Origin of the sequence: Paenalcaligenes sp. Me131 (assembly GCF_050487225.1) — a bacterium.
Taxonomy (GTDB): domain Bacteria; phylum Pseudomonadota; class Gammaproteobacteria; order Burkholderiales; family Burkholderiaceae_B; genus Paenalcaligenes.
In genome coordinates this window covers 173,510-199,079 of sequence record NZ_JBKQGY010000001.1, presented here as the reverse complement: position 1 = coordinate 199,079, position 25,570 = coordinate 173,510, and the positions used below count along the sequence as shown (strand labels likewise).

24 protein-coding genes are annotated in these 25,570 nt (G+C 50.6%); 3 read left to right on the top strand and 21 right to left on the bottom strand.

The annotated features are described in order from the left end of the window. Nucleotides 1–135 precede the first annotated feature (135 nt). From ACLPHM_RS00975 to gyrA, 13 genes are all read right to left on the bottom strand, one after another. Nucleotides 136–483, bottom strand: a complete 348-nt coding sequence (locus tag ACLPHM_RS00975; RefSeq protein ID WP_430219417.1) for a ComEA family DNA-binding protein — start codon at nt 481–483, stop codon at nt 136–138. Nucleotides 484–583: 100 nt separating this feature from the next. Continuing rightward, nucleotides 584–1,579: an ADP-glyceromanno-heptose 6-epimerase gene (gene rfaD / locus ACLPHM_RS00970; protein WP_430219416.1), complete on the bottom strand. Its 996-nt coding sequence runs from the start codon at nt 1,577–1,579 to the stop codon at nt 584–586. Continuing rightward, entirely contained in the window at nt 1,576–2,505 is a 930-nt protein-coding gene (gene rfaE1, locus ACLPHM_RS00965) for a D-glycero-beta-D-manno-heptose-7-phosphate kinase (protein ID WP_430219415.1), read from the bottom strand. Before rfaE1 ends, rfaD begins: the two co-directional genes overlap by 4 nt. Continuing rightward, nucleotides 2,502–3,758, bottom strand: a complete 1,257-nt coding sequence (gene lapB / locus ACLPHM_RS00960; RefSeq protein WP_430219414.1) for a lipopolysaccharide assembly protein LapB — start codon at nt 3,756–3,758, stop codon at nt 2,502–2,504. The genes rfaE1 and lapB overlap by 4 nt, the downstream gene beginning before the upstream one ends. A 21-nt stretch (nt 3,759–3,779) precedes the next feature. Continuing rightward, nucleotides 3,780–4,094: a LapA family protein gene (locus ACLPHM_RS00955; protein WP_430219413.1), complete on the bottom strand. Its 315-nt coding sequence runs from the start codon at nt 4,092–4,094 to the stop codon at nt 3,780–3,782. Nucleotides 4,095–4,226: 132 nt separating this feature from the next. Then, on the bottom strand, nt 4,227–4,550 hold the full coding sequence (locus ACLPHM_RS00950) for an integration host factor subunit beta (RefSeq protein WP_135862988.1): 324 nt from the start codon (nt 4,548–4,550) through the stop codon (nt 4,227–4,229). A gap of 5 nt (nt 4,551–4,555) precedes the next feature. Continuing rightward, on the bottom strand, nt 4,556–6,271 hold the full coding sequence (gene rpsA, locus ACLPHM_RS00945) for a 30S ribosomal protein S1 (RefSeq protein WP_168246826.1): 1,716 nt from the start codon (nt 6,269–6,271) through the stop codon (nt 4,556–4,558). A 100-nt stretch (nt 6,272–6,371) separates the two neighbouring features. Further along, nucleotides 6,372–7,028, bottom strand: a complete 657-nt coding sequence (gene cmk / locus ACLPHM_RS00940) for a (d)CMP kinase (RefSeq protein WP_430219412.1) — start codon at nt 7,026–7,028, stop codon at nt 6,372–6,374. Next, nucleotides 7,025–8,344: a 3-phosphoshikimate 1-carboxyvinyltransferase gene (gene aroA, locus ACLPHM_RS00935; RefSeq protein ID WP_430219411.1), complete on the bottom strand. Its 1,320-nt coding sequence runs from the start codon at nt 8,342–8,344 to the stop codon at nt 7,025–7,027. The genes cmk and aroA overlap by 4 nt, the downstream gene beginning before the upstream one ends. Beyond that, on the bottom strand, nt 8,341–9,243 hold the full coding sequence (locus tag ACLPHM_RS00930) for a prephenate dehydrogenase (protein WP_430219410.1): 903 nt from the start codon (nt 9,241–9,243) through the stop codon (nt 8,341–8,343). The genes aroA and ACLPHM_RS00930 overlap by 4 nt, the downstream gene beginning before the upstream one ends. Nucleotides 9,244–9,254: 11 nt before the next feature. Beyond that, on the bottom strand, nt 9,255–10,340 hold the full coding sequence (gene pheA / locus ACLPHM_RS00925; protein ID WP_430219409.1) for a prephenate dehydratase: 1,086 nt from the start codon (nt 10,338–10,340) through the stop codon (nt 9,255–9,257). Further along, a complete protein-coding gene (gene serC, locus ACLPHM_RS00920) occupies nt 10,333–11,445 on the bottom strand; it encodes a 3-phosphoserine/phosphohydroxythreonine transaminase (protein ID WP_430219408.1) in 1,113 nt (370 codons plus the stop codon). The genes pheA and serC overlap by 8 nt, the downstream gene beginning before the upstream one ends. Nucleotides 11,446–11,454: 9 nt before the next feature. Beyond that, the gene (gene gyrA / locus ACLPHM_RS00915) at nt 11,455–14,160 is read right to left on the bottom strand and encodes a DNA gyrase subunit A (protein WP_430219407.1); all 2,706 of its coding nucleotides are present in this window, start codon (nt 14,158–14,160) and stop codon (nt 11,455–11,457) included. A gap of 405 nt (nt 14,161–14,565) precedes the next feature. Here gyrA and ompA point away from each other — a divergent pair, with 405 nt between their 5' ends. The 3 genes from ompA to gph all read left to right on the top strand — a co-directional run bounded on the left by ompA (nt 14,566) and on the right by gph (nt 16,658). Further along, nucleotides 14,566–15,159, top strand: coding sequence for an outer membrane protein OmpA (ompA, locus tag ACLPHM_RS00910; protein ID WP_430219406.1), 594 nt, complete (start codon nt 14,566–14,568; stop codon nt 15,157–15,159). Nucleotides 15,160–15,258: 99 nt separating this feature from the next. After that, a complete protein-coding gene (gene ubiG / locus ACLPHM_RS00905; RefSeq protein WP_430219405.1) occupies nt 15,259–15,975 on the top strand; it encodes a bifunctional 2-polyprenyl-6-hydroxyphenol methylase/3-demethylubiquinol 3-O-methyltransferase UbiG in 717 nt (238 codons plus the stop codon). Between the two features lie 8 nt (nt 15,976–15,983). Continuing rightward, entirely contained in the window at nt 15,984–16,658 is a 675-nt protein-coding gene (gene gph, locus ACLPHM_RS00900) for a phosphoglycolate phosphatase (protein ID WP_430219404.1), read from the top strand. Nucleotides 16,659–16,707: 49 nt separating this feature from the next. Here gph and ACLPHM_RS00895 read toward each other — a convergent pair whose 3' ends face one another. The 8 genes from ACLPHM_RS00895 to parC all read right to left on the bottom strand — a co-directional run bounded on the left by ACLPHM_RS00895 (nt 16,708) and on the right by parC (nt 25,540). Continuing rightward, on the bottom strand, nt 16,708–17,205 hold the full coding sequence (locus ACLPHM_RS00895; RefSeq protein ID WP_430219403.1) for a Rho GTPase-activating protein: 498 nt from the start codon (nt 17,203–17,205) through the stop codon (nt 16,708–16,710). A gap of 85 nt (nt 17,206–17,290) precedes the next feature. Then, the gene (locus ACLPHM_RS00890) at nt 17,291–17,869 is read right to left on the bottom strand and encodes an NUDIX domain-containing protein (protein ID WP_430219402.1); all 579 of its coding nucleotides are present in this window, start codon (nt 17,867–17,869) and stop codon (nt 17,291–17,293) included. A gap of 133 nt (nt 17,870–18,002) precedes the next feature. Then, complete coding sequence (locus ACLPHM_RS00885; protein ID WP_430219401.1) at nt 18,003–18,209, bottom strand: hypothetical protein; 207 nt, start codon at nt 18,207–18,209, stop codon at nt 18,003–18,005. Beyond that, nucleotides 18,209–19,468: a TcpQ domain-containing protein gene (locus ACLPHM_RS00880; RefSeq protein ID WP_430219400.1), complete on the bottom strand. Its 1,260-nt coding sequence runs from the start codon at nt 19,466–19,468 to the stop codon at nt 18,209–18,211. The genes ACLPHM_RS00885 and ACLPHM_RS00880 overlap by 1 nt, the downstream gene beginning before the upstream one ends. 98 nt (nt 19,469–19,566) lie before the next feature. Next, nucleotides 19,567–20,859, bottom strand: coding sequence for an extracellular solute-binding protein (locus tag ACLPHM_RS00875; protein ID WP_430219399.1), 1,293 nt, complete (start codon nt 20,857–20,859; stop codon nt 19,567–19,569). Nucleotides 20,860–20,866: 7 nt separating this feature from the next. After that, nucleotides 20,867–22,120 (bottom strand): D-amino acid dehydrogenase, encoded by a 1,254-nt coding sequence (locus ACLPHM_RS00870; protein ID WP_430219398.1) that lies wholly within the window; start codon nt 22,118–22,120, stop codon nt 20,867–20,869. 49 nt (nt 22,121–22,169) lie between these two features. Beyond that, on the bottom strand, nt 22,170–23,198 hold the full coding sequence (locus ACLPHM_RS00865) for a CDP-6-deoxy-delta-3,4-glucoseen reductase (RefSeq protein WP_430219397.1): 1,029 nt from the start codon (nt 23,196–23,198) through the stop codon (nt 22,170–22,172). A gap of 29 nt (nt 23,199–23,227) precedes the next feature. Next, nucleotides 23,228–25,540, bottom strand: a complete 2,313-nt coding sequence (gene parC, locus ACLPHM_RS00860) for a DNA topoisomerase IV subunit A (RefSeq protein ID WP_430220732.1) — start codon at nt 25,538–25,540, stop codon at nt 23,228–23,230. Between the last annotated feature and the right edge of the window lie 30 nt (nt 25,541–25,570).

Sequence of the window (25,570 nt, the reverse complement as noted above, 5' to 3'; positions counted from 1 at the left end):
ATACAGCTGCTATCCCTCCGTATAGAACGTATAGTTCTATAAAAACAATTCATTATTAGTAGAAAGAATAATAAAGTTACTGTGGCTGAATATAAAAGCGCTGCCCTTAACCCCCTTATATTCAGCCTACCCAACTTAGCGAGCCGTAGCAGGTGTAGCGCTCTCACTACCTTGTACCGTTAAGCCACCCTGCTCTAACGACTGAGCACGTTTGGCACCAATACCTTTGACGCGCTCTTGTAAGTCTTGAAAGTCTACAAATGGGCCACCACGCTCACGCTCTTCCATAATCAAAGCGGCAGTCTTAGGCCCAATGCCTTTGATTTGTTGTAGCTGTTCGTCTGTCGCAGTGTTCACGTTCACGGCCCACGCCAACGCACTGAAGCCCCATAAACTCAGGCACAGCAATAGCGCTATAGCACCACGAGAAACGGCGCTACACAGTGAGGAAAAGCGGGGGGATATTGCTAAGGAAGTCATCATCAAAACTCCTAAGAGATAAAGGAGCTTTGATGATGCGGGATGGCTGCGCGACTAGGGCATTGACTGACTGGCTTTGCCCATGCGCAACCTTACCTAAGGACTAGGATTTTTTACTGAGTTCGTGTCTAACGTACGCTGACACACCTTCGCCTACGGTGGCAAATTCAGCTTGATAACCAACACCACGCAATGCTGTTAAATCAGCCTGCGTATGGCTTTGGTAGCGCCCTTTCAAGTCGTCCGGGAACTCTACATAACGGATCAGGCCTTGATGCACTAAGTCAGCCAGCGATAACGCCTCTTTACCTTCAGACTCACGCATGGTATTCACCACAGCCATCGCTACATCGTTAAAGGGCTGCGCTCTGCCTGTACCGCAGTTATAAATACCCGAGGCAGACAACGGTTGCTTCAAGAAATGCAGATTCACGTTCACCACGTCATCAATGAAGATGAAGTCACGTTGTTGGCCGCCATCTGCGTAACCATCCCAACCACCAAACAAGCGCACCAAGCCATCTGTTTGGTATTGCTTCATGTTGTGCAACGCCACCGATGACATACGACCTTTGTGCTGCTCACGTGGGCCATACACGTTGAAATAACGCAACCCAACAACAGGCGCTACCAAGCTATCAAAGCGACGGCGCAGCACTTGGTCAAACAGCAGTTTGGAATAGCCGTATACATTCAATGGGCCTTCATTTTCTGGCGCTTCGGCATATACTGGGCCCGCACCATACACGGCGGCGGACGAGGCATACAAGAAAGGAATGCGTTTTTTCTGACAGTACTCGAACAACTCCAAGGTAACGCGGTAGTTGTTATCCATCATGTAATGGCCATTACGCTCGGTAGTATCCGAACACGCACCTTGGTGGAAGATCGCTTCGATATTACCTAACTGATCTTTAGCGACACGCTCACGGAACTCGTCTTTGTGCATGTAATCAGCAATAGATAAGTCCACCAAATTGACGAACTTATCGCCATTTAGCAAATCATCCACTACCAGGATATCGCTAACCCCTTGCTTATTGAGGCCAGCTACCAGATTGCTTCCGATAAAACCAGCTCCGCCTGTTACTACGATCATTGCAATTCTCCTGCGGTCACAATGGATGTGCCTAACTTACCTACTACGATGCCACCGGCAATATTTGCCCAGTTCATGGCATCGCTCCACGATAATCCTGCTGCTTTAGTGACGGCAAGCGTCGCCAATACGGTATCGCCTGCACCCGACACATCAAACACCTCTTGCGCTTGAGCATCAGCGTGAAAACGCCCTTCTGCTGTGAAAATGGTCATGCCCTGCTCTGATCGCGTGATCAGGATGGCTTCTAAGCTCAACGCCTGACGCAGTGCTTGCGCACGTTCTTCTAATTCAGCCTCGCTATGCCACACACCCACCGCTTGAGACATTTCCAAACGATTAGGCGTCAAAATAGTGGCGCCGGTATAGCGCGTGTACTTGTCACCTTTAGGGTCTACCAATACGGGTATCCCACGCTTTCTAGCCAAGGCTATGAGCGACTCTACCTGTGCCAAACAGCCTTTAGCGTAATCGGACAGAATCACTAGATCGTGTTCAGCGATAAGGCTTTCTGCTTGCTGCTGCAATACTGCCAAACTCGCCGTAGACGGACGCTCTTCAAAGTCCACACGCATCAACTGCTGCTGGCGTCCCAACACGCGTAGTTTCAATGTCGTGGGCATCTCTGCATCACGCACCATTTGCGTGCTGATACCTGCTTCTTGAGCGCGCTGCTCTACGGCATCAGCGGTGGCATCATCACCCACCACACCCAACAACGTTACGTGAGCACCAAGGGCGGCCACATTACGCGCAACGTTTGCCGCACCGCCTAATCTATCGTCTTGGCGTCCCATTTTGACTACAGGCACTGGCGCTTCGGGAGAGATTCTATCTACGTCCCCAAACCAATAGCGGTCCAGCATCACGTCGCCAATCACCAGTACTTTTAGTTGCTGGATTTTTTCTGCTGGAAAAGTAGTCATCGCATTTCCTCCAGACGCTTGGGCGCATAGCTTTCCCAAGAGTTACAACCCGGACACTGCCAATAATAATGTTGTGCTTCAAAGCCACACACATCGCATGAATAGCGATCCAGACGCTGTGCATGTTTATGTACGACTTTGTACAACAAACTCAAATCTGCACCAGCCACAACCTCAGCCGCTGCCGCACCGGGGGGGATGGACTCATAATCCGGCACGCGCAATGTATGGTCTGCATGCTTAAGCTCTGCTTCCAGCATACGATCCAACCCTAGCAATAAAGGTTGTTCGCGCAAGGCCGAACGCGAGAACGCCCATGCACGTATATGACCTTGCTGTTCACGCAACTCTTTGAACACTACGATGAACACATCTAACGAAGGGTGCAATTCATAGTGTGCCTTCAACTGAGATAGGCCTTCAGCAGCTACACCCAACTGTGTGCAACATTGCATGAAACGTGCTGCCACTAAACCCGCATACTCAGGAGCAATGCTCATGGCTTCTAGCAAGTAGCGTCGCTGCGCTTGCAAATCACCCTTAGCTTGCGCTAAATGGCCTTGCAACATACCTATTCTGGCTCTGGAAGCCACACTACCGCGTTCTTCGCCCAGCTCTTCCGATGCCTGTTCTGCCGCTTCCAAGGCTTTCTGTGCCTTTTCTAGATTAGGCTCGCGTCGCTTCAGTGCTGTTTCTGCTTCTTCACACTGGTAATGCACCAATTGCGGCACAGGCTCATCCACCAATGTACGCAAGTAATGCACAGCAGCAATAGCTTTAGGCCAGTCGTGTTCAGACTCATAAATACGAATCAGCGCACGAGCTGCATCCAATGAGAAACGTGTATCCAATACCGCTTTAAAGGCTTCTTCTGCCCTATCTAGCAAGCCAGCTTTAAAGAAATCTTGCGCCAACTCATATTGCGCCGCATCTTTATCGCTCTGAGGCAGGTCTGCACGTGCCAACAAGCTTTGGTGAACACGAATGGCGCGCTCGATTTCGCCACGACGTCTAAATAAGCTACCTAGCGCAAAGTGCAGTTCGGTAGTTTCAGGGTCTAATTTGGCTACTTCAACAAATGCATCAATCGCACGATCAGGCTGCTCATTCAGTAGAAAGTTCAGGCCTTTAAAATACGAATTCGGCAAATTTTTTGACTCAGACAGCAGTTGTCTAAAATCAAAACGTGCTGCCAGCCAACCCAGTGCAAATAGCACAGGAAATATTATGAGCCACCACGGTTCAAAATCCACGCATCCAACTCCTTATGCTACTTACAGAGGCGTAACCACATCAGCAACTTCATTACGTTCAGCCACTATAGGCTGACGTTGCTGACGCTCTAAACGCACAATTTCCTGTTTTAACTTGGCTACTTCACGACGCTTACGCAGTATCGCCAGCACCATCAACAGTACACCGATGAACAACCCTACGATTAAGGCCGTCAGCATTACCACCACAAGGGGGACGTCCGTAATCATATAGTTGGCAAAAAAGTGCACATCTACAGGCTCGGTATTTTTAAGTGCAAACAACAACACGATGACAAAAACCAGCAGACGCAATACCCAGACTAGATAGCGCATGTCATGACTCCACTTTATTGGCAAGAAACCATTGTAATTTGAAATTCGCTTCTACGCCCATACGCAAAACAGGCCCTACGATGAGGGCCTGTTTTTTCAGACGGACTAGCAGATCTTGCCGTGCTTATCTCGTTAGCTTTCTGATGAAGCCTCAGAGCGCTTTAGCTCTTCCAGATACGCTGCATCTACACGTTCACGCAACTCTTTTCCTGCTTTGAAGTGAGGAACCTGCTTAGCAGGTACCAACACTTGCTCACCGGAGCGAGGGTTACGTCCTACACGAGGAGAACGCGTAGATAACGAGAAACTACCAAAACCACGTATTTCGATGCGTTGACCGTTCGCCAAGGCTTGGGTCATTGCATCTAGCATGGTTTTGACCGCGAGATCCATATCACGCTGAGCCAACTGCGGATAGCGGTTGGCCAGCAGTGTTATCAGTTCCGACTTAGTCACGCTGATTAACCGTCGTCGCGCTGCTGCTGATCCAGTTTGGCACGCAGCAGAGCACCCAGGTTAGTCGTCCCCGAAGAAGCGCTAGCTTCGGAAATGCGCTGCATGTTGTCAGCGGTATCAGCGTTATCACGTGCTTTCACGGACAATTGGATGCTACGAGCTTTACGATCCACGTTCAGGATCATTGCCTCGATTTCCTCGCCTTCTTTCAGCACGGTTGTTGCATCTTCAACACGACCAGCTGCCAGCTCGGAAGCACGCAGGTAACCTTCAACGTCAACGGACAGTGTAACCACAGCGCCTTTGGCTTCTACGGATTTCACTACACCGCTTACTACAGCGCCTTTATCGTTTGTAGCAACGTAGTTGTTGAATGGGTCGCCTTCCAACTGTTTGATACCCAGAGAGATACGCTCTTTCTCGGTGTCGATACCCAGCACAACGGCGTCAACTTCTTCGCCTTTCTTGAAGTTGCGAACAGCTTCTTCACCTGTGTCTGTCCAGGACAGATCGGACAAGTGAACCAGACCATCAATACCACCGTCCAGACCAACGAACACGCCGAAGTCAGTGATGGATTTGATTGCGCCACGTACTTTATCGCCACGTTTGAAGTTCACTGCGAACTCTTCCCATGGGTTAGGACGGCACTGTTTCATACCCAAAGAGATACGACGGCGGTCTTCGTCGATATCCAGAACCATAACTTCAACTTCGTCGCCCAGTGTAACCACTTTGCGAGGATCAACGTTTTTGTTGGTCCAATCCATTTCGGATACGTGTACCAGACCTTCGATACCGTCTTCTACTTCAACGAATGCACCGTAGTCGGTCAAGTTAGTTACTTTACCGAACAGACGTGTACCTTGTGGGTAGCGACGTGCCAGACCGATCCAAGGATCTTCGCCCAGCTGTTTAACGCCCAAGGAAACGCGGCTGCGCTCTTGGTCAAATTTCAGCACTTTAGCTTCGATTTCTTCACCAACCTGCAGAACTTCGGATGGGTGACGAACACGGCGCCATGCCATATCTGTGATGTGCAACAGACCGTCGATACCGCCCAGATCCACGAACGCACCGTAATCGGTGATGTTCTTCACGATACCCTTGACCACTACGCCTTCGGTCAGGGTTTCCAGCAGTTTTTGACGCTCTTCGCCCATGCTTGCTTCCAGCACTGCACGACGAGACAACACAACGTTGTTGCGTTTACGATCCAGCTTGATCACTTTGAATTCGAAGGTTTTGCCTTCGTAAGGAGTGGTGTCTTTTACTGGACGCAGATCAACCAAAGAACCGGGCAAGAAAGCACGGATACCGTTGGTCATTACTGTCATACCACCCTTGACCTTGCCAGTTACCGTACCGTTTACCAGTTCGCCGGATTCCAAAGCTTGTTCCAAAGCCAGCCATGCGGACAGGCGTTTAGCGCGGTCGCGGGACAGAATTGTGTCGCCGTAGCCGTTTTCAAAGGAATCGATAGCAACAGAAACGAAATCGCCTGGTTCAACTTCCAGTTCGCCCTGATCGTTCAGGAACTCTTCCAGAGGAATCAGAGATTCAGATTTCAGGCCAGCGTTAACCAACACGTAGTTGTGGTCGATACGCAGAACTTCAGCAGAAATAACTTCGCCAGCTTTCAGGTCTTGGCTTTTTACGCTTTCTGCAAACAGGTCGGCAAAGCTTTCGCCGCCAAGAATATCGGTAGTAGTTGAGGACATTAACAATCCCATATCAGCCATTGCTGGCTTCTAAATAAACACACCGGAACCATTTCCGGTGGAGTTGTAAAACGCTGACGTTACTAGCAGCCAGCACCAATCAGGAACGTTGCCAAAGCGCCAACACTTTCGCCACCGTTTCTTCAATACTTAAGTGTGAAGAATCAATGGTTACAGCATCTGCCGCAGCAACTAGCGGAGCACTCGCTCGGGTGGTATCCCGCAAATCGCGTGCCTGCAAATCTTCCAAAAGACTCGTAAGACTAGCAGAAATTCCTTTTTCCATCAACTGTTTGTAGCGCCTCTCGGCTCTAATTCGAACATCCGCCACAAGAAAAATCTTTAAGGGTGCGTCAGTGAAAACCACGGTGCCCATATCGCGACCATCTGCGACCAGCCCTGGCATCACTCTAAAGCTGCGCTGACGCTGCAGCAATGCTTCTCGCAATTGCGGATACGCTGCAATTTTAGAAGCGGCATTACCCACCTTTTCGGCACGTATAGCATCAGCCACGTTGTGGCCTTCTAACACCGCACCCTGCTCACCAAAGCTCACATCCAGATGCTTGGCCACATCAGCCACAGCCGCTTCATCATCCAACGACACATTTTTTTGCAGTGCCGATAATGCCGTGAGTCTATACAACGCACCGCTATCCAGCACATGCCAACCTAACGCTTGTGCCACTTGGCTGGTGATAGTTCCTTTGCCTGAGGCGGTAGGGCCATCAATCGTAATTACAGGTACACCACTCACGCGCTCACCAAACGGTTAAAAACAGAAAAATAATCGGGGAAAGTTTTGCTCACGCAGTCTGGGTCGAGAATATTCACCCCCAGTGGCGAGAAAGCAGCCAATGAGAAACACATGGCGATACGGTGATCGTCGTAAGTCTCTATATCGGCGTATTGCCATTGCCCTTCTGCGATGGGCCACACTGTTAACCAGTCCGGGCCCGACTCTACCTGCGCACCTAACTTATGTAATTCAGTGTGCATGGCATGAATACGATCGGTTTCTTTAACACGCCACGAGGCAATATTGCGTAAGGTACACGGACCATCCGCAAACATCGCTAGTGCCGCAGCAGTCATCGCAGCATCGGGGATCACGTTGAAATCCAAATCAAAGGCTTTCAAACGCTGCCCATTTGCTACTTGCACACCACGCACTTCCATCGCGTGCGCTTCAAAGCGCACCTCAGCGCCCATGGCCTGTACAACCTTAGCGAAGTCCACATCGCCTTGGGTAGAAGCCGAGCCCACACCCTCAATGCGCAGCGGCCCACCACCAATTGCGCCTAGCGCCAAAAAGTACGACGCCGAAGATGCATCGCCCTCTACTTGGAAATCACCGGGTGACACATAATACGCATCGGCTGGTACCGTAAAACGCTGCCATGCTTCGTGCTGAACCGAAACACCAAAACCCTGCATCATCGCCAAGGTAATGGCAATGTAAGGCTGCGAAATCAGCACGCCTTCTACTTCTATGTGTAACGGTTGCTTATGCTCTGCCGTCCACAAAGGTGCTGCCATCAACAACGCCGTTAGGTATTGGCTAGACACATTGCCTTTAACGCGTATGCAATTTTCGGCGCGTAATGCCCCTTTACCTATCGCTAACGGAGGATAGCCTTCGTTACCCAAATAACGCACATCAGCGCCCGCGCTACGCAACGCATCTACCAAATCACCAATGGGGCGTTCGTGCATACGAGGAATACCACTCAGCGTGAACTCACCACCCATGAACGCCAACGCCGCTGTGAGAGACCTAAAAGCCGTACCGGCATTACCCAAGAAGAAATCCCCCTTGAGGTGCGTAAAAGGCATTTGCCCATGCACCACTAATGCATTGCCAGACTCTTCTACGCTCACACCCATCTGGCGCAACGCTGCTTTCATTACTTTGGTGTCATCAGATTCCAGCAAACCGAATAAGCGAGTTTCGCCTTCTGCCAACGCAGCCAGCAATAACGCACGATTCGAAATACTTTTTGACCCGGGCAATGTCACTGTACCTTGCGCCTGCTTCACCGGCGTCAAGACCAGATTTTCTGTTCTACTCATAATCCACTCCTGCCCGCCCACAACCGGCGAGCCAACGCGGCACGCTCGAGGAAGTCCTCTAGAGCAGCCCCATCCTCATTGCGCAACGCTTGCTCGGCTTGAGCAAACGCCTGCTGCACCTCTTCCAATTCTTGTAATACGGCTTCGCGGTTGGCTAAGAAAATATCTCGCCACACCTCAGATGAGCCAGCAGCAATACGGGTGAAATCCCTAAAACCACTGCCCGCTACTGCAAAGCGTGAGTCAGCGTCAGGCGCCATCGCCACCTGCCACATAAATACGGATGATAAAAAATGGGGAACATGGCTCACCGATGCCAATACCCTGTCGTGCACATCAGGCAACATCAACAGAACTCGTGCACCGCACGCCTTCCAGAGCGCGACCACAGTATTGCGAAACGACTCAGGGTTTTCATCCAAAGGAGTCAAAATGACATTACGGCCCTGATAAAGCTCAGCTGTCGCCGCTTGCGGCCCCACCTTCTCTGCCCCCGCAATGGGGTGCCCAGGTACAAACTGCGCAATTTTATCGCCCAGTGCTTGGCGTGCAGCCTGCACCACATTCATTTTTGTACTGCCCGCATCCGTGACAACGGTATGGGGTTGTAGGTGCGGCTCTAGTGCACGTAGCACCGACTCTGTCGCACCTACCGGCATGGTCAGCAAGATCATATCGGCTTGCTGCGCGCATTCTTCAAGGCTTACCACTTCGTCTACAAGGCCTAGCTCTTTAGCTACCTGCACACTTTGAGGGTTGCGACCCGTACCTAGAATACGCACAGTAGGGTACTGTTTGCGCAACGCTGCGGCGACGGAGCCACCTATTAAGCCAGGCCCCACAATCGCCAGCGTGCTGAGTTGCGCTATACAGCCAACTGTCGCCTCCCCTTTCTCCATACCCGCTCTCGTTATTGTGCTGGGTAAGAACCCAATATTTTGAAGAAAGCCACGGTTTGCTTCAGCTCAGCCAATGCTTGCTGCATAGCCGGCTCATCTTTATGGCCTTGCAGATCCACATAGAAATAGTATTCCCACTGACCTGTACGCGCAGGACGCGACTCAAATCTAGTCATGGAAACACCATGCTTAGCCAACGGTGACAGCATATCGTAGACCGCACCTGATTTATTAGGCACAGCTAAAATAATGCTAGTTTTGTCTCTACCGCTAGCCAAAGGCTCTATGTTGCCAATAGTCAGGAAGCGGGTACGGTTATGTGGGTCATCCTGTATGCCTTTGGCAACCACGGACAGCCCCCACACCATCGCTGCAGAAATGCTGGCAATAGCGGCTACATCATCGTGCTCAGAGGCCAAACGCGCTGCTTCAGCATTACTAGAAGCTGGCTCACGGCTAAGCTCAGGATGATTACGCATCAACCATGACTGACATTGCGCCAAGGCCTGCGGGTGGGCCATCACTTTGGTCACACCCTCCAGATTGCCGCTTTTAGTCAGCAAGTTGTGGTGAATATTGACTGAATGCTCACCCAACACTTTCAGCGGGGAGTTCAACAGCAAATCCAAAGTACGGTTTACCGCGCCTTCTGTGGAGTTTTCCACGGGCACAATACCCACATCGGCCTGCCCTGCTTCTACCGAACGGAACACCTCATCAAAGCTGTCGCAATACACGTTGCTGATGAAATGCCCAAAATGTTCGTAACCCGCTTGCTCAGAAAAAGAACCTTGTGGGCCTAGACAGGCCACACGCAGCACACTCTCCAAACCACGGCAGGCAGAAATAATCTGCCCCCACACCGCTTGTACGGATTCTGCTGTAAACGGCCCTTTATTCACCCCTTGCAGGCGACGCACAATCATGGCTTCGCGCTCAGGCTTCAAAATAGCGTCTTCAGCGTCGTAGTTCTGCTTTACCTTACCCACTGCTAAAGCAGCCTGAGCACGCTCATTGAGCAGTGCCAGGATACTTTCATCAATGCGGTCGATTTCGGCACGCCACGGCGCTAACTGTTCTTGCAAAGTTTTAGCCATGACGCTGCTCGAACTCCTTCATGAAGGCTACCAATGCTTGCACACCTGCTAAAGGCATAGCGTTGTAAATGGAAGCACGCATACCACCCACACTCTTGTGCCCTTTCAACTGCAACAAACCTTGCTTGTCAGCCTCAGCCAAGAACACAGAATCCAATGCCGCATCGTGCAACTGGAACGGCACATTCATACGTGAGCGATCGCAATTCTGCACACCATTCACATAGAACGATGACTGATCCAAGTAACCGTACAAAGTTTCTGCTTTAACGATATTGGCTTTTTCAATGCTTTCTACACCACCTTGTTGTTTCAGCCATTTGTAGACCAAACCAGCAATGTAAATGGAATAGGTTGCAGGTGTATTCACCATGGACTGATTAGCGGCCAATAACTCGTAGTTGAATACGTGAGGGCAAATCTTATCAGCAGCACCCAGCAGTTCTTTACGAATTACGACCAATGTTAAACCTGCTGGGCCAGCGTTTTTCTGTGCACCAGCGTACAACATATCGATGCTGTCGAAGTTAAATGGACGCGACAACAAGTTAGACGAGGCATCCACCACCAACGGCACGTCAAAGCGTGGCCATTCGTTGTGTTCTACCCCACCAATAGTCTCGTTACTGCAAACGTGGATATACGAGGCATCAGACTGCAAATGCCAGGAATCCACAGCAGGGAACCACGCAAAAGGTTTGTACTCACGGCCATCAATTTTGGCTGCCGCAGCCGAGCTAGCCGCCACGTTAATGTGACCAAACTGCGTCGCATCTTGCTGCGCCTTAGATGACCAGTTACCAGAGACTATATAGTCCGCTTTGCGTCCGGGTTTCAGCCCTAACAAGTTCATAGGAACGATGGCATTTTGGGCCTGTGCGCCACCCTGCGTAAACAGGACGGCGTAGTCCTCGGGCACATGCAGCAAATCACGCAAATCCGCCTCGGCTTCTTGCAGAATTTGCATAAACTCTTTACCGCGGTGGCTCATCTCCATAACGGACATGCCACTGCCCTGCCAATCCAGCATTTCTGCTGCTGCACGTTCTAGTACTTCCATCGGCAAGACGGAAGGACCCGCTGAAAAATTCCACGGACGCATCATTGACTCTCTCTATTCATTCCCTTCATCAGCAGCTAAAGACGAGGTATCCCCTGCGTCGGTTGATCCTGCAGCATCAACCGTTTCGTCACTTTCTTCATCAACCTCTACGTCATCTGTTTCCAGAATACGGTAGACGCCTGACAACTTGCTCTCTTCGTCAACGCTAATCAATGTGACGCCCTGAGTAGAACGGCCCATTTCACGAATCTCATCTACTCGTGTACGAACCACCACACCAGAGTTGGTGATCAGCATCAACTCGTCACTTTCGTTCACCAGCACAGCACCAACCAAGTCACCATTACGGGCAGAACATTGGATGGCAATCATGCCTTTAGTGCCACGACCGTGACGTGTGTATTCTTCCAGCGCAGTACGTTTACCGTAACCATTAGCCGTAGCTGTCAGTACCGATACGCGTTCCGCTGCTTCGCCTTCTTGCGGCTCAGCACCCTCAGGATCAGCCACCAGTAAGGAAATTACGTTCTGACCGTCTTCTAGACGCATACCGCGCACACCGCGTGCTGTACGGCCCATAGGTCGCACATCGCCCTCGTCAAAACGTACCGCTTTACCGGCATCCGAGAACAGCATTACATCGTGTTTACCATCAGTAAGCTGAGCGCCGATCAGGAAGTCGCCCTCGTCCAGATCAACCGCAATAATGCCGGCTTTACGTGGATTGGAGAAATGCGACAACGGTGTTTTCTTCACTGTACCTCTGGAGGTAGCCATGAAGACAAACTGATCATCACTGAACTCTTTAATGGACAATACGGCGGTGATTTTCTCGTCGTCCACCAACGGGAACATGTTCACGATTGGACGGCCTCTGGAGTTACGAGACCCCTGTGGCACTTCCCATACTTTCAGCCAGTACAAACGCCCGTGATCCGAGAAGCACAGCAGTACGTCGTGCGTATTGGCCACGAACAACTGATCTACCCAGTCGTCTTCGCGCATAGTCGTTGCAACCTTGCCTCGACCACCACGACGCTGCGCACGGTACTCGGACAGCGGCTGACTCTTCACATAGCCCGCATGCGACAAGGTCACCACCATATCCATTGGTGTGATCAAGTCTTCGGTGTCTAGCTCGGTAGCGTTGTGTTCGATTTCAGAGCGACGTGCATCTTTATCGGTACGGGAGAATTCTTCTTTAAGCTGCAACAGCTCATTGGAAATGATTTCAGTCACACGTTCAGGACGGGACAAGATATCCAGCAAGTCAGCAATACGCGCCATGATCTCGCGGTATTCATCGACGATCTTGTCTTGTTCCAGACCAGTCAAACGTTGCAAGCGCATGTTCAGGATTTCCTGGGCCTGCACTTCACTCAAACGATACTGACCATCATCTAGCAAGCCAAAGCGAGCAGACAGGTTATCTGGGCGGTACGCTGCACGCCCACCAGGCACACCACTGTCATCTGCACGTGACAACATGTCGCGTACCAAGGTGGCATCCCATGTGCGAGACATCAACTCTTCACGAGCCACTGGCGGTGTAGGCGCTGCACGAATAATACGAATGAACTCATCGATATTCGCCAGAGCAACCGCCAAACCTTCCAGAATATGACCGCGTTCGCGTGCTTTACGCAGTTGGAACACCGTACGACGTGTCACCACTTCGCGACGGTGCATCAAGAAGTATTCCACCAGTTGCTTCAGGTTCAACAAACGTGGCTGGCCATCTACCAGAGCCACCATGTTCATACCGAAGGTTTCTTGCAACTGTGTGTTCTTGTAGAGGTTATTCAGAATAACCTCAGGCACCTCGCCACGCTTAAGCTCGATAACCAGACGCATACCGTCTTTATCGGACTCATCACGGATATCGGAGATACCTTCAATTTTTTTCTCGTTAACCAAGTCAGCAATACGCTCTTGCAAGGACTTCTTGTTAACTTGATAGGGCAATGCATCAATCACAATTGCCTGACGGCCATTGCTACGCTCAATGTCTTCAAAGTGCGCGCGGGCACGCATCACCACACGGCCACGGCCGGTGCGATAGCCTTCACGTACGCCAGACATACCGTAAATAATGCCGCCTGTAGGGAAGTCAGGCGCTGGAATGTAATCCAGCAGATCATCTACCGTGCACTCTGGATTTTTCAGACAATACAAACACCCTTCTACAACTTCACCCAAATTATGGGGAGGAATGTTTGTTGCCATCCCCACCGCAATACCGGAGCTACCGTTTACCAATAGGTTAGGCAAACGTGAAGGCAACAGCGCAGGCTCTTGCTCGCTACCATCGTAGTTAGGGATAAAGTCCACGGTTTCTTGGTCTATATCAGCCAGAATCTCGTGGGCAATTTTTGCCAGTCGGATTTCGGTATAACGCATCGCCGCCGCGCTATCACCATCGATGGAACCGAAGTTACCTTGTCCATCTACCAACATATAGCGCATGGAGAAATCCTGCGCCAACCGCACAATCGTGTCGTACACAGCCGAATCACCGTGAGGGTGATACTTACCAATCACGTCCCCCACAATACGGGCGGATTTTTTGTAAGCGCGGTTCCAGTCGTTGTTGAGCTCGTGCATCGCAAACAGTACTCGCCTATGCACTGGTTTCAAACCATCACGTACATCAGGCAGAGCACGTCCAACAATTACGCTCATTGCATAATCAAGATAGCTGCGACGCATTTCCTCTTCCAGAGATATTGGAAGAGTCTCCTTAGCAAAGGAATCCATATGAAAGGTCTTTATAGATATAAGTTAAGCAAGAAGCTGGCCGTTCTCGGTCGAATAAGAAATTCTAGCACTTACTGAGCACCTATATGGAATTGGGCTCGATATTCGTCACAGACGATTGACTTTGACCCTTCGTCAGACTTTACTCAGCCTTAACTGCCCCTCTTGTTGCCCAAACCCAACAGATTTTGGGCATATATGCATTTATTACCCTCATCAGGCGTTTCTGCCTAAAACGCGCTTAACTTAAGGCCTACAAATGACTTAAGATTCCAGCTAACAAGCGTGAAACAGGGCTTAATACTAGGCATCATGCGTAGTCTTGCATATACTGGTTCCGTTACATATAAGCGGCGGGAGTTCGCTGCGGTCACTTAACAGGCATTAGCTTAAACGAGGAGAAACATGAACAAAACCTCCAAAATCGCACTTGCACTCGCCTTTGCGGCAGCCACAGCCACAGGTACTGTGTCGGCACAAACTGGCGAAGTTAACAACTGGCAAAACCCATTCGGTAACGTCTGGGTAAACGGCACTGGTGAACTGTGCTGGCGTGATGCATTCTGGACACCAGCTACCGGTATTCCTGGTTGCGACGGTGTACCTGTTGCTCAAGCAGAAGCCCCAGTTGTTGCTCCTACAACTACTAAAGTTGTTCTGAGCGCAGACACATTCTTTAACTTCGACAAATACAACCTGAAACCAGAAGGCCGTCAGGTTCTGGATCAAGTTGCTGAACAAGTTCGCGGTCTGCAACTGGAAGCAATCATCGCCGTGGGTTACACAGACTCCATCGGTACTGATGCTTACAACCTGAAACTGTCCCAACGCCGTGCCCAAACTGTTAAAGATTACCTGATCAGCAAAGGTATCCCTGCTGACCTGATCTACACAGAAGGCAAAGGTAAAGCTGATCCTGTTGCTACTAACAAGACAGCAGCCGGTCGCGCCGAAAACCGTCGCGTTGAGCTGGAAATCGTGGGTCTGCGTAATCAGTAATCCACACATAGCCATCTGTCTTACGACAGAGTCTAAACAGGCTATACTAAAGGCTCCGCATTTTGCGGGGCCTTTTTCTTTGCTATCACCGTATTTCCTATGAGCACACTAAACAGCGTTAACGTAGATCCCGCAGAAATAGAAAAATTCAGTGCTTTGGCCTCTAAATGGTGGGACCCCACCAGTGAATTCAAACCACTACACGCGATCAACCCTCTGCGCTTATCGTGGATTCTGGAACACACCGGCCCGTTGGCAGGGAAGAAAGTTCTGGATGTAGGCTGTGGCGGCGGCATTCTAACGGAAGCCATGGCCACCCACAATGCCGATGTAACTGGCATTGACCTAGCCGAAAAATCACTCAAAGTAGCACGTCTGCACAGCTTAGAAAGCGGTGTGCCCGTGAACTACCAAATGATCAGTGCTGAAGCTCATGCTGCCGAAGCAGCCGGCCAGTACGACGTGGTTACCTGCATGGAAATGCTGGAACACGTACCTGATCCCGCATCGATTATCCAAGCCTGCTCTACGCTAGTGCGCCCAGGCGGCTGGGTGTTTTTCTCTACCCTAAACCGCAACCCCAAGTCTTTCCTGTTTGCGATTGTAGGCGCTGAGTACGTACTCAAACTGCTGCCCGCAGGCACACACAGCTACTCCTCATTTATCAAGCCACACGAACTGGCGCGTAGCGCTCGTGAGGCCGGCCTGAGTAATATGGATTTGCGCGGCTTAGAGTACAACCCACTCTCACAGCACTACTGGCTGTCACGTAACACTTCCGTCAACTATCTACTTGCCACACGCAAGGAAGCATAAGTAGCGCTATGGCAACCTCTAAGCTTGTACTGTTTGATTTTGATGGGACGCTGGTAGATTCAGCCCCTGACTTGGCGGCCGCTGTAAACCGTCTGCGTCACGACCGTAACCTTCCCCCCCTGCCTTATGAACTGCTGCGCCCAGTTGCCTCTCACGGCGCGCGCGGCCTGCTAGGCACAGGCTTGGGTTTGGATACCGAACACCCTGACTACGCTGTAGTACGACAGCAGTTTTTGGACTACTACGCCGAAAACATCACCACACTCAGTCATCTGTTTAGTGGTGTAGAGACTATGTTGGCCGGGCTTAAGCAAAGTAACTTACCCTGGGGGGTCGTTACCAACAAAGCCATAGGCTTAACGCGCCCTATTATGGCTAAGTTTGAGTTAGATGTGGAGTGCAAGGTATTGGTAGGCGGCGATAGCACCCCTTACCTTAAACCCAACCCCGCATCGCTGCTTCTAGCCACCAGCACTTACGGAATCGCACCTGAACAGTGTATTTATGTGGGCGATGACCTGCGTGATATACAAGCCGGAAAAGCTGCTGGCATGCCCACCATCGTAGCGAACTACGGTTACTGCAAAGACGACGACACCGTCCCCACCTGGGGTGCGGATGCCATTGCTAACAGCCCTGAAGAACTGCAACAGCAGTTACAAGAATGGGGCAATAAAGCCTAAAGCACACTACCTAAGCGCCTGATCTCACAGGCGCTTAGTGTATACACCGCTACTTCATTAGCAAGAAGCCTGCTGTTTTCTTCTGGTCTGCAGAAATATTCTGGCTGTTCATCAACTCATCCAGATCCTGCATCGCAGTTACTACTGCACCACTCAACGCCGCTACTTCGCCCTGCAACCTAGATACTTTCTGTGCTTTTTCACTATCAGAAAGTTTCTGATCAGCCGTCACTTGCTGAAGTTCTAACTGCTTTTGCTCTAATTGCTCACGCAACTCCCGTATACGTTTCAGTAGCCCCTTCACCGTATCGGGCAAATCGCTCTCATCTATATCTGCATTTTTATTTTTCTCTGATTTTTGATGTTTAGCGGCCGCATTCAGTGCCTCAGCAGAAATACTAATACGTACACTTTCGCCAATGGGCTGTACCGCTGATGCCGATAGATCACCACCCGACGCACGTTCTGGTTGGGTCAGGGATGCTGCATCAAGTCGATTGTGATCCAGCACCGTTGTAGGCACCGCCAACAGCGAGGAAATTGGCATAAAACTCTCTCGTTAACACATATAAAAATGCCGTACCACCTAGCTAAGGTGGCACGGCATCGTAACGACCTTTTATGACTATTATTTAGCTATTTTGCCATTTATCAGCTAACCAAAAAGCGCAGGATAATGTTTTAGCATCTGTGATACGGCCATCCCTACACGCTTCTAGAAACTCTTCTACAGGCATGCTAAACACATCTAAAAACTCGCCCTCATCTAGCTGTCGTGTACCGGCTTGTAGGCCTGTCGCAAAGTAAGCGTAGAGCACTTCGTTTGAGTACCCTATAGCCAGATGGATTTTCCCAGCCAAATGCCACTCACTAGCGGTGTAACCGGTTTCTTCTAACAGTTCACGTTGACCGCATACAAACGGATCTTCACCCGCATCCAGTTTGCCAGCAGGTAGCTCAATCATGACTTGCCCTACAGGATGACGATATTGGCGCTCTAACAGCACATGCCCGTTATCCAGCAACGGAATCACCACTACAGCCCCAGGATGCACCACATAATCACGTGTACTTTGCCCGCCATTAGGCAAGCGTACAGTGTCTCGCTTCAGTGTGATGAAGCTCCCCGCATGCAGCGTTGTGCTTTCCAACAACTCTTCAGTTAAATGCGTAAATTCAGTGTCTTGATCCGTCGTAGTGGGTTGAGTCATTGTGTTTTCCATTACCAGAATATGTACTAGCGTCACGCGACGCACCACCATCACTATACCGTTTTCAATTGCAGAGATTATGTACCTAGCGAGAAATATCTTTGTGGCCTCAACAACAAGCACACCATCCCACCTATTTACGGTGCTGACTATCTGTAGGCCTTTGCGCATTCCCAACCACCCATGGCAGAGGCACGAAGATATCTTGCTTGGAATACGAGGTGTGAAACGCCCCTAGCTCTACCGGTGGAGCGGTCTCATGCTTAGACACTGTCAGCGTACACCCTGTTAGCAAGACACCCATCACCACAACTGCTACACCACACATAGAACGCCGCATTATCGCTCTCCTCGCAACACCCTTAACGCTAGGCAAGATTCTTCAAAAGGAATGACTCTCAGCACGTTATTGCTGTAGAAACACGGCCGCAAAGGATAGTCACCCAACTGCGTACTGAGCAACACTTGCTGCACCACATCAGGAAAACTTCCCCGCTGAGTGAATGGTCCACTTAATGGGATCTCTACACTTACCGCCCAATGCTCATCATTAAAAACCCATGCTGCATCACGCGCCCAACGCTGTATGAGTTGTTTAAGGCTCTTATCGCTGGTCAATGATGCAAAACGCTGCTGCGCTGATGCGGAGGAAGGCAACGATTTAGCATCCGCAGCCTGCTCCCCTGATGCCTCAACACCTTGAACTAGCGCTGCACTGGCTGGCTCAGAAAGTGCGCTTGATTGCCTCTCGCCATGAGCCACTCTTGCAACAGGTTCCGGCCTAGACTGAAAAGGCGTAGTTTTTGAGGGGATCTCATTCTTTACGTAGCGCCTTCCTGACTGCTTTTGATCACTATCCTCACCCACCTGTGTTCTCGACAGCGGCGCCACGCCTGATGACGGACCTATAGATGTTGAGCCGATGTCAGACCACTTTTCTTGCTCAATACCGAAGACCGCTCTTCTTTTATTTTCTCGTCCATTCGCATCTAGGTGTGGAGTCAGCGCAGGCAAAGCCCTTGCATGAGCCTCAGAACCAAGACGTGACTGTTTTTCTGACTGTGATAGTGCGTTGATATGCCCCTGCGCCTGAACAGGCTCTATGAGCGTTGCATGACGTAAAGCAGCATCTGGATAAGACTGAGCTGACTGCGCTATAACCTGCTTGGCTCCCTCTCGCTGCAATAGCGTTTGCTGCTTTTGCAAATAGCTCAATAATAGCGGCTTGGAAACCGTTCTATACGCCCATGCTTCCTCTGCCCCTCTACGCAGCAACAATACATCCACCGACTCGTTCACAACGTGATAGATGCCCTGTGGCTGCGCCTGCACTGGCACTAAAGTGCCATCACGACGTAACGTAAACAAGGCGGGCACATAACTATCACTAGGAAATTGCAGCCACACCTGTTTCGTATTACTAAATACTTGCAGTGGTGCCAACTGGTTGTTGCCGGTTAACGCCCAAGAAAAATCAAACTGATGCTCAGCGTCTGCCGATGCCAAATAGCCCCAGCCATCCCACCACGAACCATTATTTGGTGCGGCACAGCCCGCGAGCACACTACACACCACCACACATGCGATACCTTGCCTCATATTTCGCCCAATAAAAAAGCACCCAACCGTTAGAGTTGGGTGCTATCTTGGGCGATTTAGCCTAGCAGAACTAGCGCTATGATTGCCTATGGACCGACTTAGCGTGGTCTAGCATTCGCAATCTTATTCGCCTCTTCTGCTGCCACACGCAATGCCGCTACAGCAGGAGTTTTACCATCTAGCGCGTCTTCTAGTGTCAGGTTAAACATGGCACGGATCTGATGGTAGTTATTAACTCTGAAGCCACGTGTGGTGTTTTCAGGGTTACGTTCGTACACATCCACCAGTGCCTTCCAGTCACCCAGATTAGCGTAGTAGGAAGGCTCAGTTTTCGCATACGCAGCTTGAGTCAAAGGCAGATAACCTGTGGACTCGTACCATTTTTGCGCTACATCGTCAGACGCCAACCAGTTCACAAATTGTGCACTGGCTTTGTCTTCATCGTTAGACTTACCTTTGCTAGCCCAGAAGCCAGAACCCGACACAAACGGATTACCTGGCTGTGTCGTAACTTGTGGGTAATAAGGCAACCCTGTCACAGCGTAATTCAACCCACGCTGAGCGTTTAGTCTGCCGATATTGCCAGAGTTAGACAGCAATACCGCGCACTCACCGCCTTGGAAGCGATCTACGGATTGTGGGCCAAACTCAGGCTTCACCATCAACTCGCTGCGTACCCAGCTAATCATGGTAGATAAGTGACGTACGTACAAAATGTCAAAATCAAAGCCACGACGGTTATTGCTATCGCCTGCGTAGAATTGCTTGTTTACCGCTGCCAAGTTTTCCAAGTTAATGGAAACAGGTTGGTCAGAGGTCAATGGACAGCGACGCGAACCATTATTAGCCAATGTCACTAACTGGTCCTGCAGCCCCTGCCATACACGTTGTGGCTGTGTAGGCTCTAAACCTGCACGTTTAAACGCGTCGATGTTATAGAACATCACAGGAATTTCTGCCATGAACGGCAAGGCCAACATACGGCCACGCGTGTCATGCATAAAGTTATTAGCGGCTGGCAAGAACCAGCGCTGATTACCTGCTGATGCTTTAGTCAGCAACGTGTGCATAGGCTGCACATAAGAGCGCTGCGCTACATCATCCAGACCTGAGGTCTCACCCATCTGGAACAGGTTGGGCTTGCTGGAATCAGCCTGTAAAGCTGTATCCAACTGGTCTTCACTCTCGAATGCACGCAAGCTTACGCGTACATCGTCCTGGCTACGGTTGTAGTTGCGGACCAGCTCTTCAAAAACGACTTTATTGTATTCTGGCAAAGCGTGCCAGACTTGGATATCCGTCGCAGCAGATGCTGCGGAGGTGGCAGTAACCAGAAATGCAATAGCCGTTAAACGGCCTGAAATAGCTGAAGAAAACAATGTTTTTTCCATGAAGTGCCTAGCGCAAAAAAGGAAATTCCGCTTCGGGTTGTCTGCCTGCGATAAGGTCAGCCAACGCTTTGCCAGAACCGGCCCCAAGAGTCCAACCTAACGTACCATGTCCGGTATTGAGATACAGGTTACGTACTTCAGTGCGTCCGATTAGGGGAATATTGGATGGAGTAGCAGGACGCAACCCCGACCAAAACTGAACATTATCAAAATCAAGCGCATTTGGGAATAACTCTTGAGCTTGCTTAACCATTGCCAAGCATCTTTTGCCATTCAGAGCCCGAGAGTAGCCACTTAACTCTGCGGTTCCCGCCATACGCAAGGTGTTACCTAAACGAGTATACGCCATTTTCTGAGCCGAATCGGTAAGACTAATATCGGGGATGGCACTGGCATCTGTGATGTCAAAAGACGCCGAATACCCTTTGGCCGGGTACACAGGACAACTAATACCTAAAGGCGAAAGTAACGCTGCTGAGTGTGCCCCCAAAGCCACCACCACAGCATCTACTGCTACGTGCTGGTACTCCCCTTCTGCGTCTACAATCTCCAGATGCTGCACTTTGCCTTGCTCTGTGCACAGACGCGTCACGTTCGTGTTGTACTGGAAAGTAACGCCACTATTTGCCAAATGGCTAGCCAACTGCGTAGTCCACTCATAGGCGTCACCAGACTCATCCTCGGGGTGGAAATCACCGCCCGCAATCTGATGCTTGATACCTTTTAACGCAGGCACCAATGCCACCAACTCTTCTGCACTCAGAATGCGTCTATCGATGCCAAAGTTACGCATCACATCCGCCATTTCTTGCGCTTCATCGAAACTGCGTTCGTCACGGTAAAAGCTCAAAATGCCTTTTTCTAAGCAGTGGTAATCCATCTCCACCGACTGGCGCATATCTTGCAATACCTGACGGCTGTATTCAGCCAAACGCAGCAACGCTTTGACGTTAGGCTCAAAGCGTTTAGGCTGACACTCCCATAGGAAGCGCAGCCCCCACATCCATTGCTTGGGATCCAGTGACGGCTTGAACCATAGTGGTGCATCATCTTTAAACAGCCAGCGAGCCAAGCGCCAAGGCGCTTTAGGGTTGGCCCACGGCTCGGCATAAGACACTGATATCTGCCCGCCATTGGCGCGTGAACACTCTAACGCTGGCCCGGGCTGCCTATCCATCACCAGCACTTCGTGCCCATCTTGATGCAGCCACCAGGCTGTGGCCACTCCTAGCGTTCCACTTCCTAACACAGCGATTTTCATGGCCCTACCCTTTTATGGCTGTAAACACGTCACGGCTTTCACCCCTTACTTACAAGGCGTCGGCTTCGGAGGTAAATGCATCGGCATAAAACGCTTCGTCAGGCAATTTGCACTGTTCGCTGAAATCTTTGCGTGCGCTCTCTACCATGGCAGGAGCACCACATGCATAGACTTCCCAACCTGACATATCAGGCAAGTCAGCCATTACTGCCTGATGTACAAAACCTGTGCGGCCAAACCATTCGTCGTCTTTCTGTGCATCAGAGATCACAGGAATGAACTGGACATTCGTCATGGTCTGAGCCCATTCCTGAGCTAACGCCATCATGTACAAATCTTTAGGTCTACGACCGCCCCAGTACAAACGTACTTCGCGGGAAATACCTTTTTGCTGCATGTGCTCAACAATGGCTTTGATGGGTGCAAAACCCGTACCACTCGCCAGCAACACAATAGGTTTATCGCTGTCTTCACGCAGGAAGAACGACCCCAACGGTGCTTCAGCACGTAGGATTTCACGCTCTTTCATTTGTGTCGCGCCTGCACCGAACACATGATCTGTGAACGCACCACCGGGCATATGGCGTATATGCAATTCCACCAAGTTTTGTTCATTAGGCGGATTGGCCATGGAGTAACTACGTCGACGACCATCTTTCAGAATGAATTCCAAATACTGACCCGCATAGAACTTGAATGGATCACTGGCTGGCAATTGCAGCTTCACAACCATGACGTCATCACTAATACGTTCCAAACCTGCTACGCGTGACGGCATTTTGCGGATTTGTATATCCCCCAGCTTCTGAGCCTGTAAGGACTCAATCACCATATCGGACTGTGGGCGCACTTGGCACAACAAGGTGAAACCTGCTTCTAACTCAGCAGGCTCTAGGATTTTCTCTGGAGCGCTACCTGCCTCGTACTCACCCTCAATGACCTTAGCCTTACAGGTAGAGCAAGTGCCACTTTTACAGCTGTATGGCAGCAAAATCTTGGCAGCTATTGCTGCATCCAACAAATTCTGTCCGGCTTCTACCGGGAACTCCAGCCCTGAGGGTTGTACGGTTACCTTCATCTTGTCTTCACTTATCACTATTCAAGTCGTTATTCACGTAGGGTGCTGAGCGTAGGTTCAGCAATTTTACTGTCTAACAGGCGACCTTTACGTGCCCGTTTGGCGCGGTAAGGTTCCAATGCTGCCCAATCTAGATCCTCAGTACTTTCTTTGCGTCGGTAAATACCCGACAACCGTATACCTTGAGGCCCCACAGCTACCCACTGCGCTAAATAATCATCGTCATCCAGCGTCATTAACATCGTACCCCGTCCACCGGACGATAGCACCCGCAATTCTTCTCTATCCACCACCATGAAGCGCCCTTTGGCACTTAATAGCGCGATAGCCGTGTCGTCATCACGCAGCAACAGCGGAGGCATGAGTGTATCCCCTTCCGCTACAGTCATAAACTGTTTACCGGCACGTTGACGCGATGTCATATCGGTTAGCGCACAAATAAAGCCATAAGCACTTTGCGCCCCCAACAGATATTGCGTTTTTTCTGTTGCTACCAACATGTGTTTGGCTGGTGCGGCTGCACTAATATCCGCTAAGGCGGTAATGGGCTGGCCATCTCCTCTGCCTGACGGCAAGTTCGCTACCGAAATGGTATAGCAGCGCCCATCGGTACCCAACGCGATTAAATCATCGGTACTACGGCACTCAAAGGCAGCGTAGAAACTATCACCCGTTTTGAAGCTTACCCCATCGTTATCATGACCATGCCCCTGACGTCGGCGCATCCAACCTTTACTGGACACAATCACCGTCACAGGCTCATCCAGTACCTTGTTCTCCAAGACAGCACGCTCGGCTTCTTCGATGATGGTGCGTCGGTCGTCGCCATAGGTGTTCGCGTCGGTCTCCAACTCTTTGATCATCATGCGTTTGAAGGCTGCTGGGTTATCCAATAGTTTTTGCAAGCCAGCTTGCTCTTCACGTTGCTTAGCAAGCTCTTGCTCAATCTTGAAGCCTTCCAATCTGGCCAATTGGCGCAAACGCATTTCAAGAATGTCTTCAGCCTGGCGCTCTGACAACTTGAAGGTTTCCATCAGCGCCTCTTTGGGCTCATCGGCTTCGCGAATGGTTTTAATGACGGCATCTACGTCCAGATACACCACCATGCGACCTTCCAGCACGTGGATTCTATCTTCGACTTTATCCAAGCGGTAACGTGTACGACGTAACAAGGTCTGGTGACGGTATTGCAACCATTCTTCCAGCATTTGACGCACTGACCGTTGACCAGGACGCCCATCAATACCGATACTCACCAAGTTAATGGTCTGGTTGCATTCCATACTGGTGTGTGCCAACAGCGTATTGATGAACTCTTGTCTATCCACACGGCTGCTCTTAGGCTCAAACACCAAACGCACTGGCGCATCTTTGCCCGACTCATCACGTACCGCATCCAGCAAGCCTAACAACAATGCTTTGGTTTGCTGCTGCTCGTTGCTCAGCGCTTTGCGCCCAGTGCGTACTTTAGGGTTGGTGCGATCTTCGATTTCTTCTAGGATTTTCTGTGCCGATGCGCCTGGTGGCAGTTCGTTTACCACCAACTGCCACTGGCCTCTGGCCATTTCTTCTATGGTCCAGCGTGCACGTACTTTGATGCTGCCTCGCCCTGATGCATAGATTTGGCTCAGTTCTTGGCGACTGGAAATAATCTGGCCGCCACCAGGGAAGTCGGGGCCTGGGATTAACTCTGCCAGTCTTTCATCAGGCAGTTTAGGATCACGAATCAGCTCCACACACGCTTCGGTCACTTCACGCAAATTATGTGGAGGGATATCGGTTGCCATCCCCACAGCAATACCAGATGCGCCGTTTAACAGCACCACTGGCAAACGCGCTGGTAACAGCAGCGGCTCTTTTTGTGAACCGTCGTAGTTAGGGATGAAATCTACCGTACCTTCGCCTAATTCATCCAACAGCACTTTGGCAAACGGCGTTAAACGAGCCTCGGTGTATCGCATCGCGGCTGCATTATCACCGTCGCGTGAGCCAAAGTTACCTTGACCGTCGATCAAGGGGTAACGCAGGCTGAAATCTTGTGCCATACGAACCATGGCATCGTAAGCGGCTTGGTCACCGTGCGGGTGATACTTACCCAGTACGTCACCCACCACACGAGCGGACTTCACTGGTTTAGCACCTGCCGCCAAGCCCATGGCTTGCATGGCATATAAAATGCGTCGTTGTACCGGTTTCTGACCATCGGACACGTCGGGCAATGCTCGCCCACGTACCACTGACACTGCATAATCCAAATAGGCCTGTTCTGCGTACAGGCCCAAGCTCAAGCTGTCATCATTGCTACTCTGATCAAATAGCCCTGGTTGCTGAGAATCCATGATGTTTACTCGTCAATTCGTTAAATGAAAGCA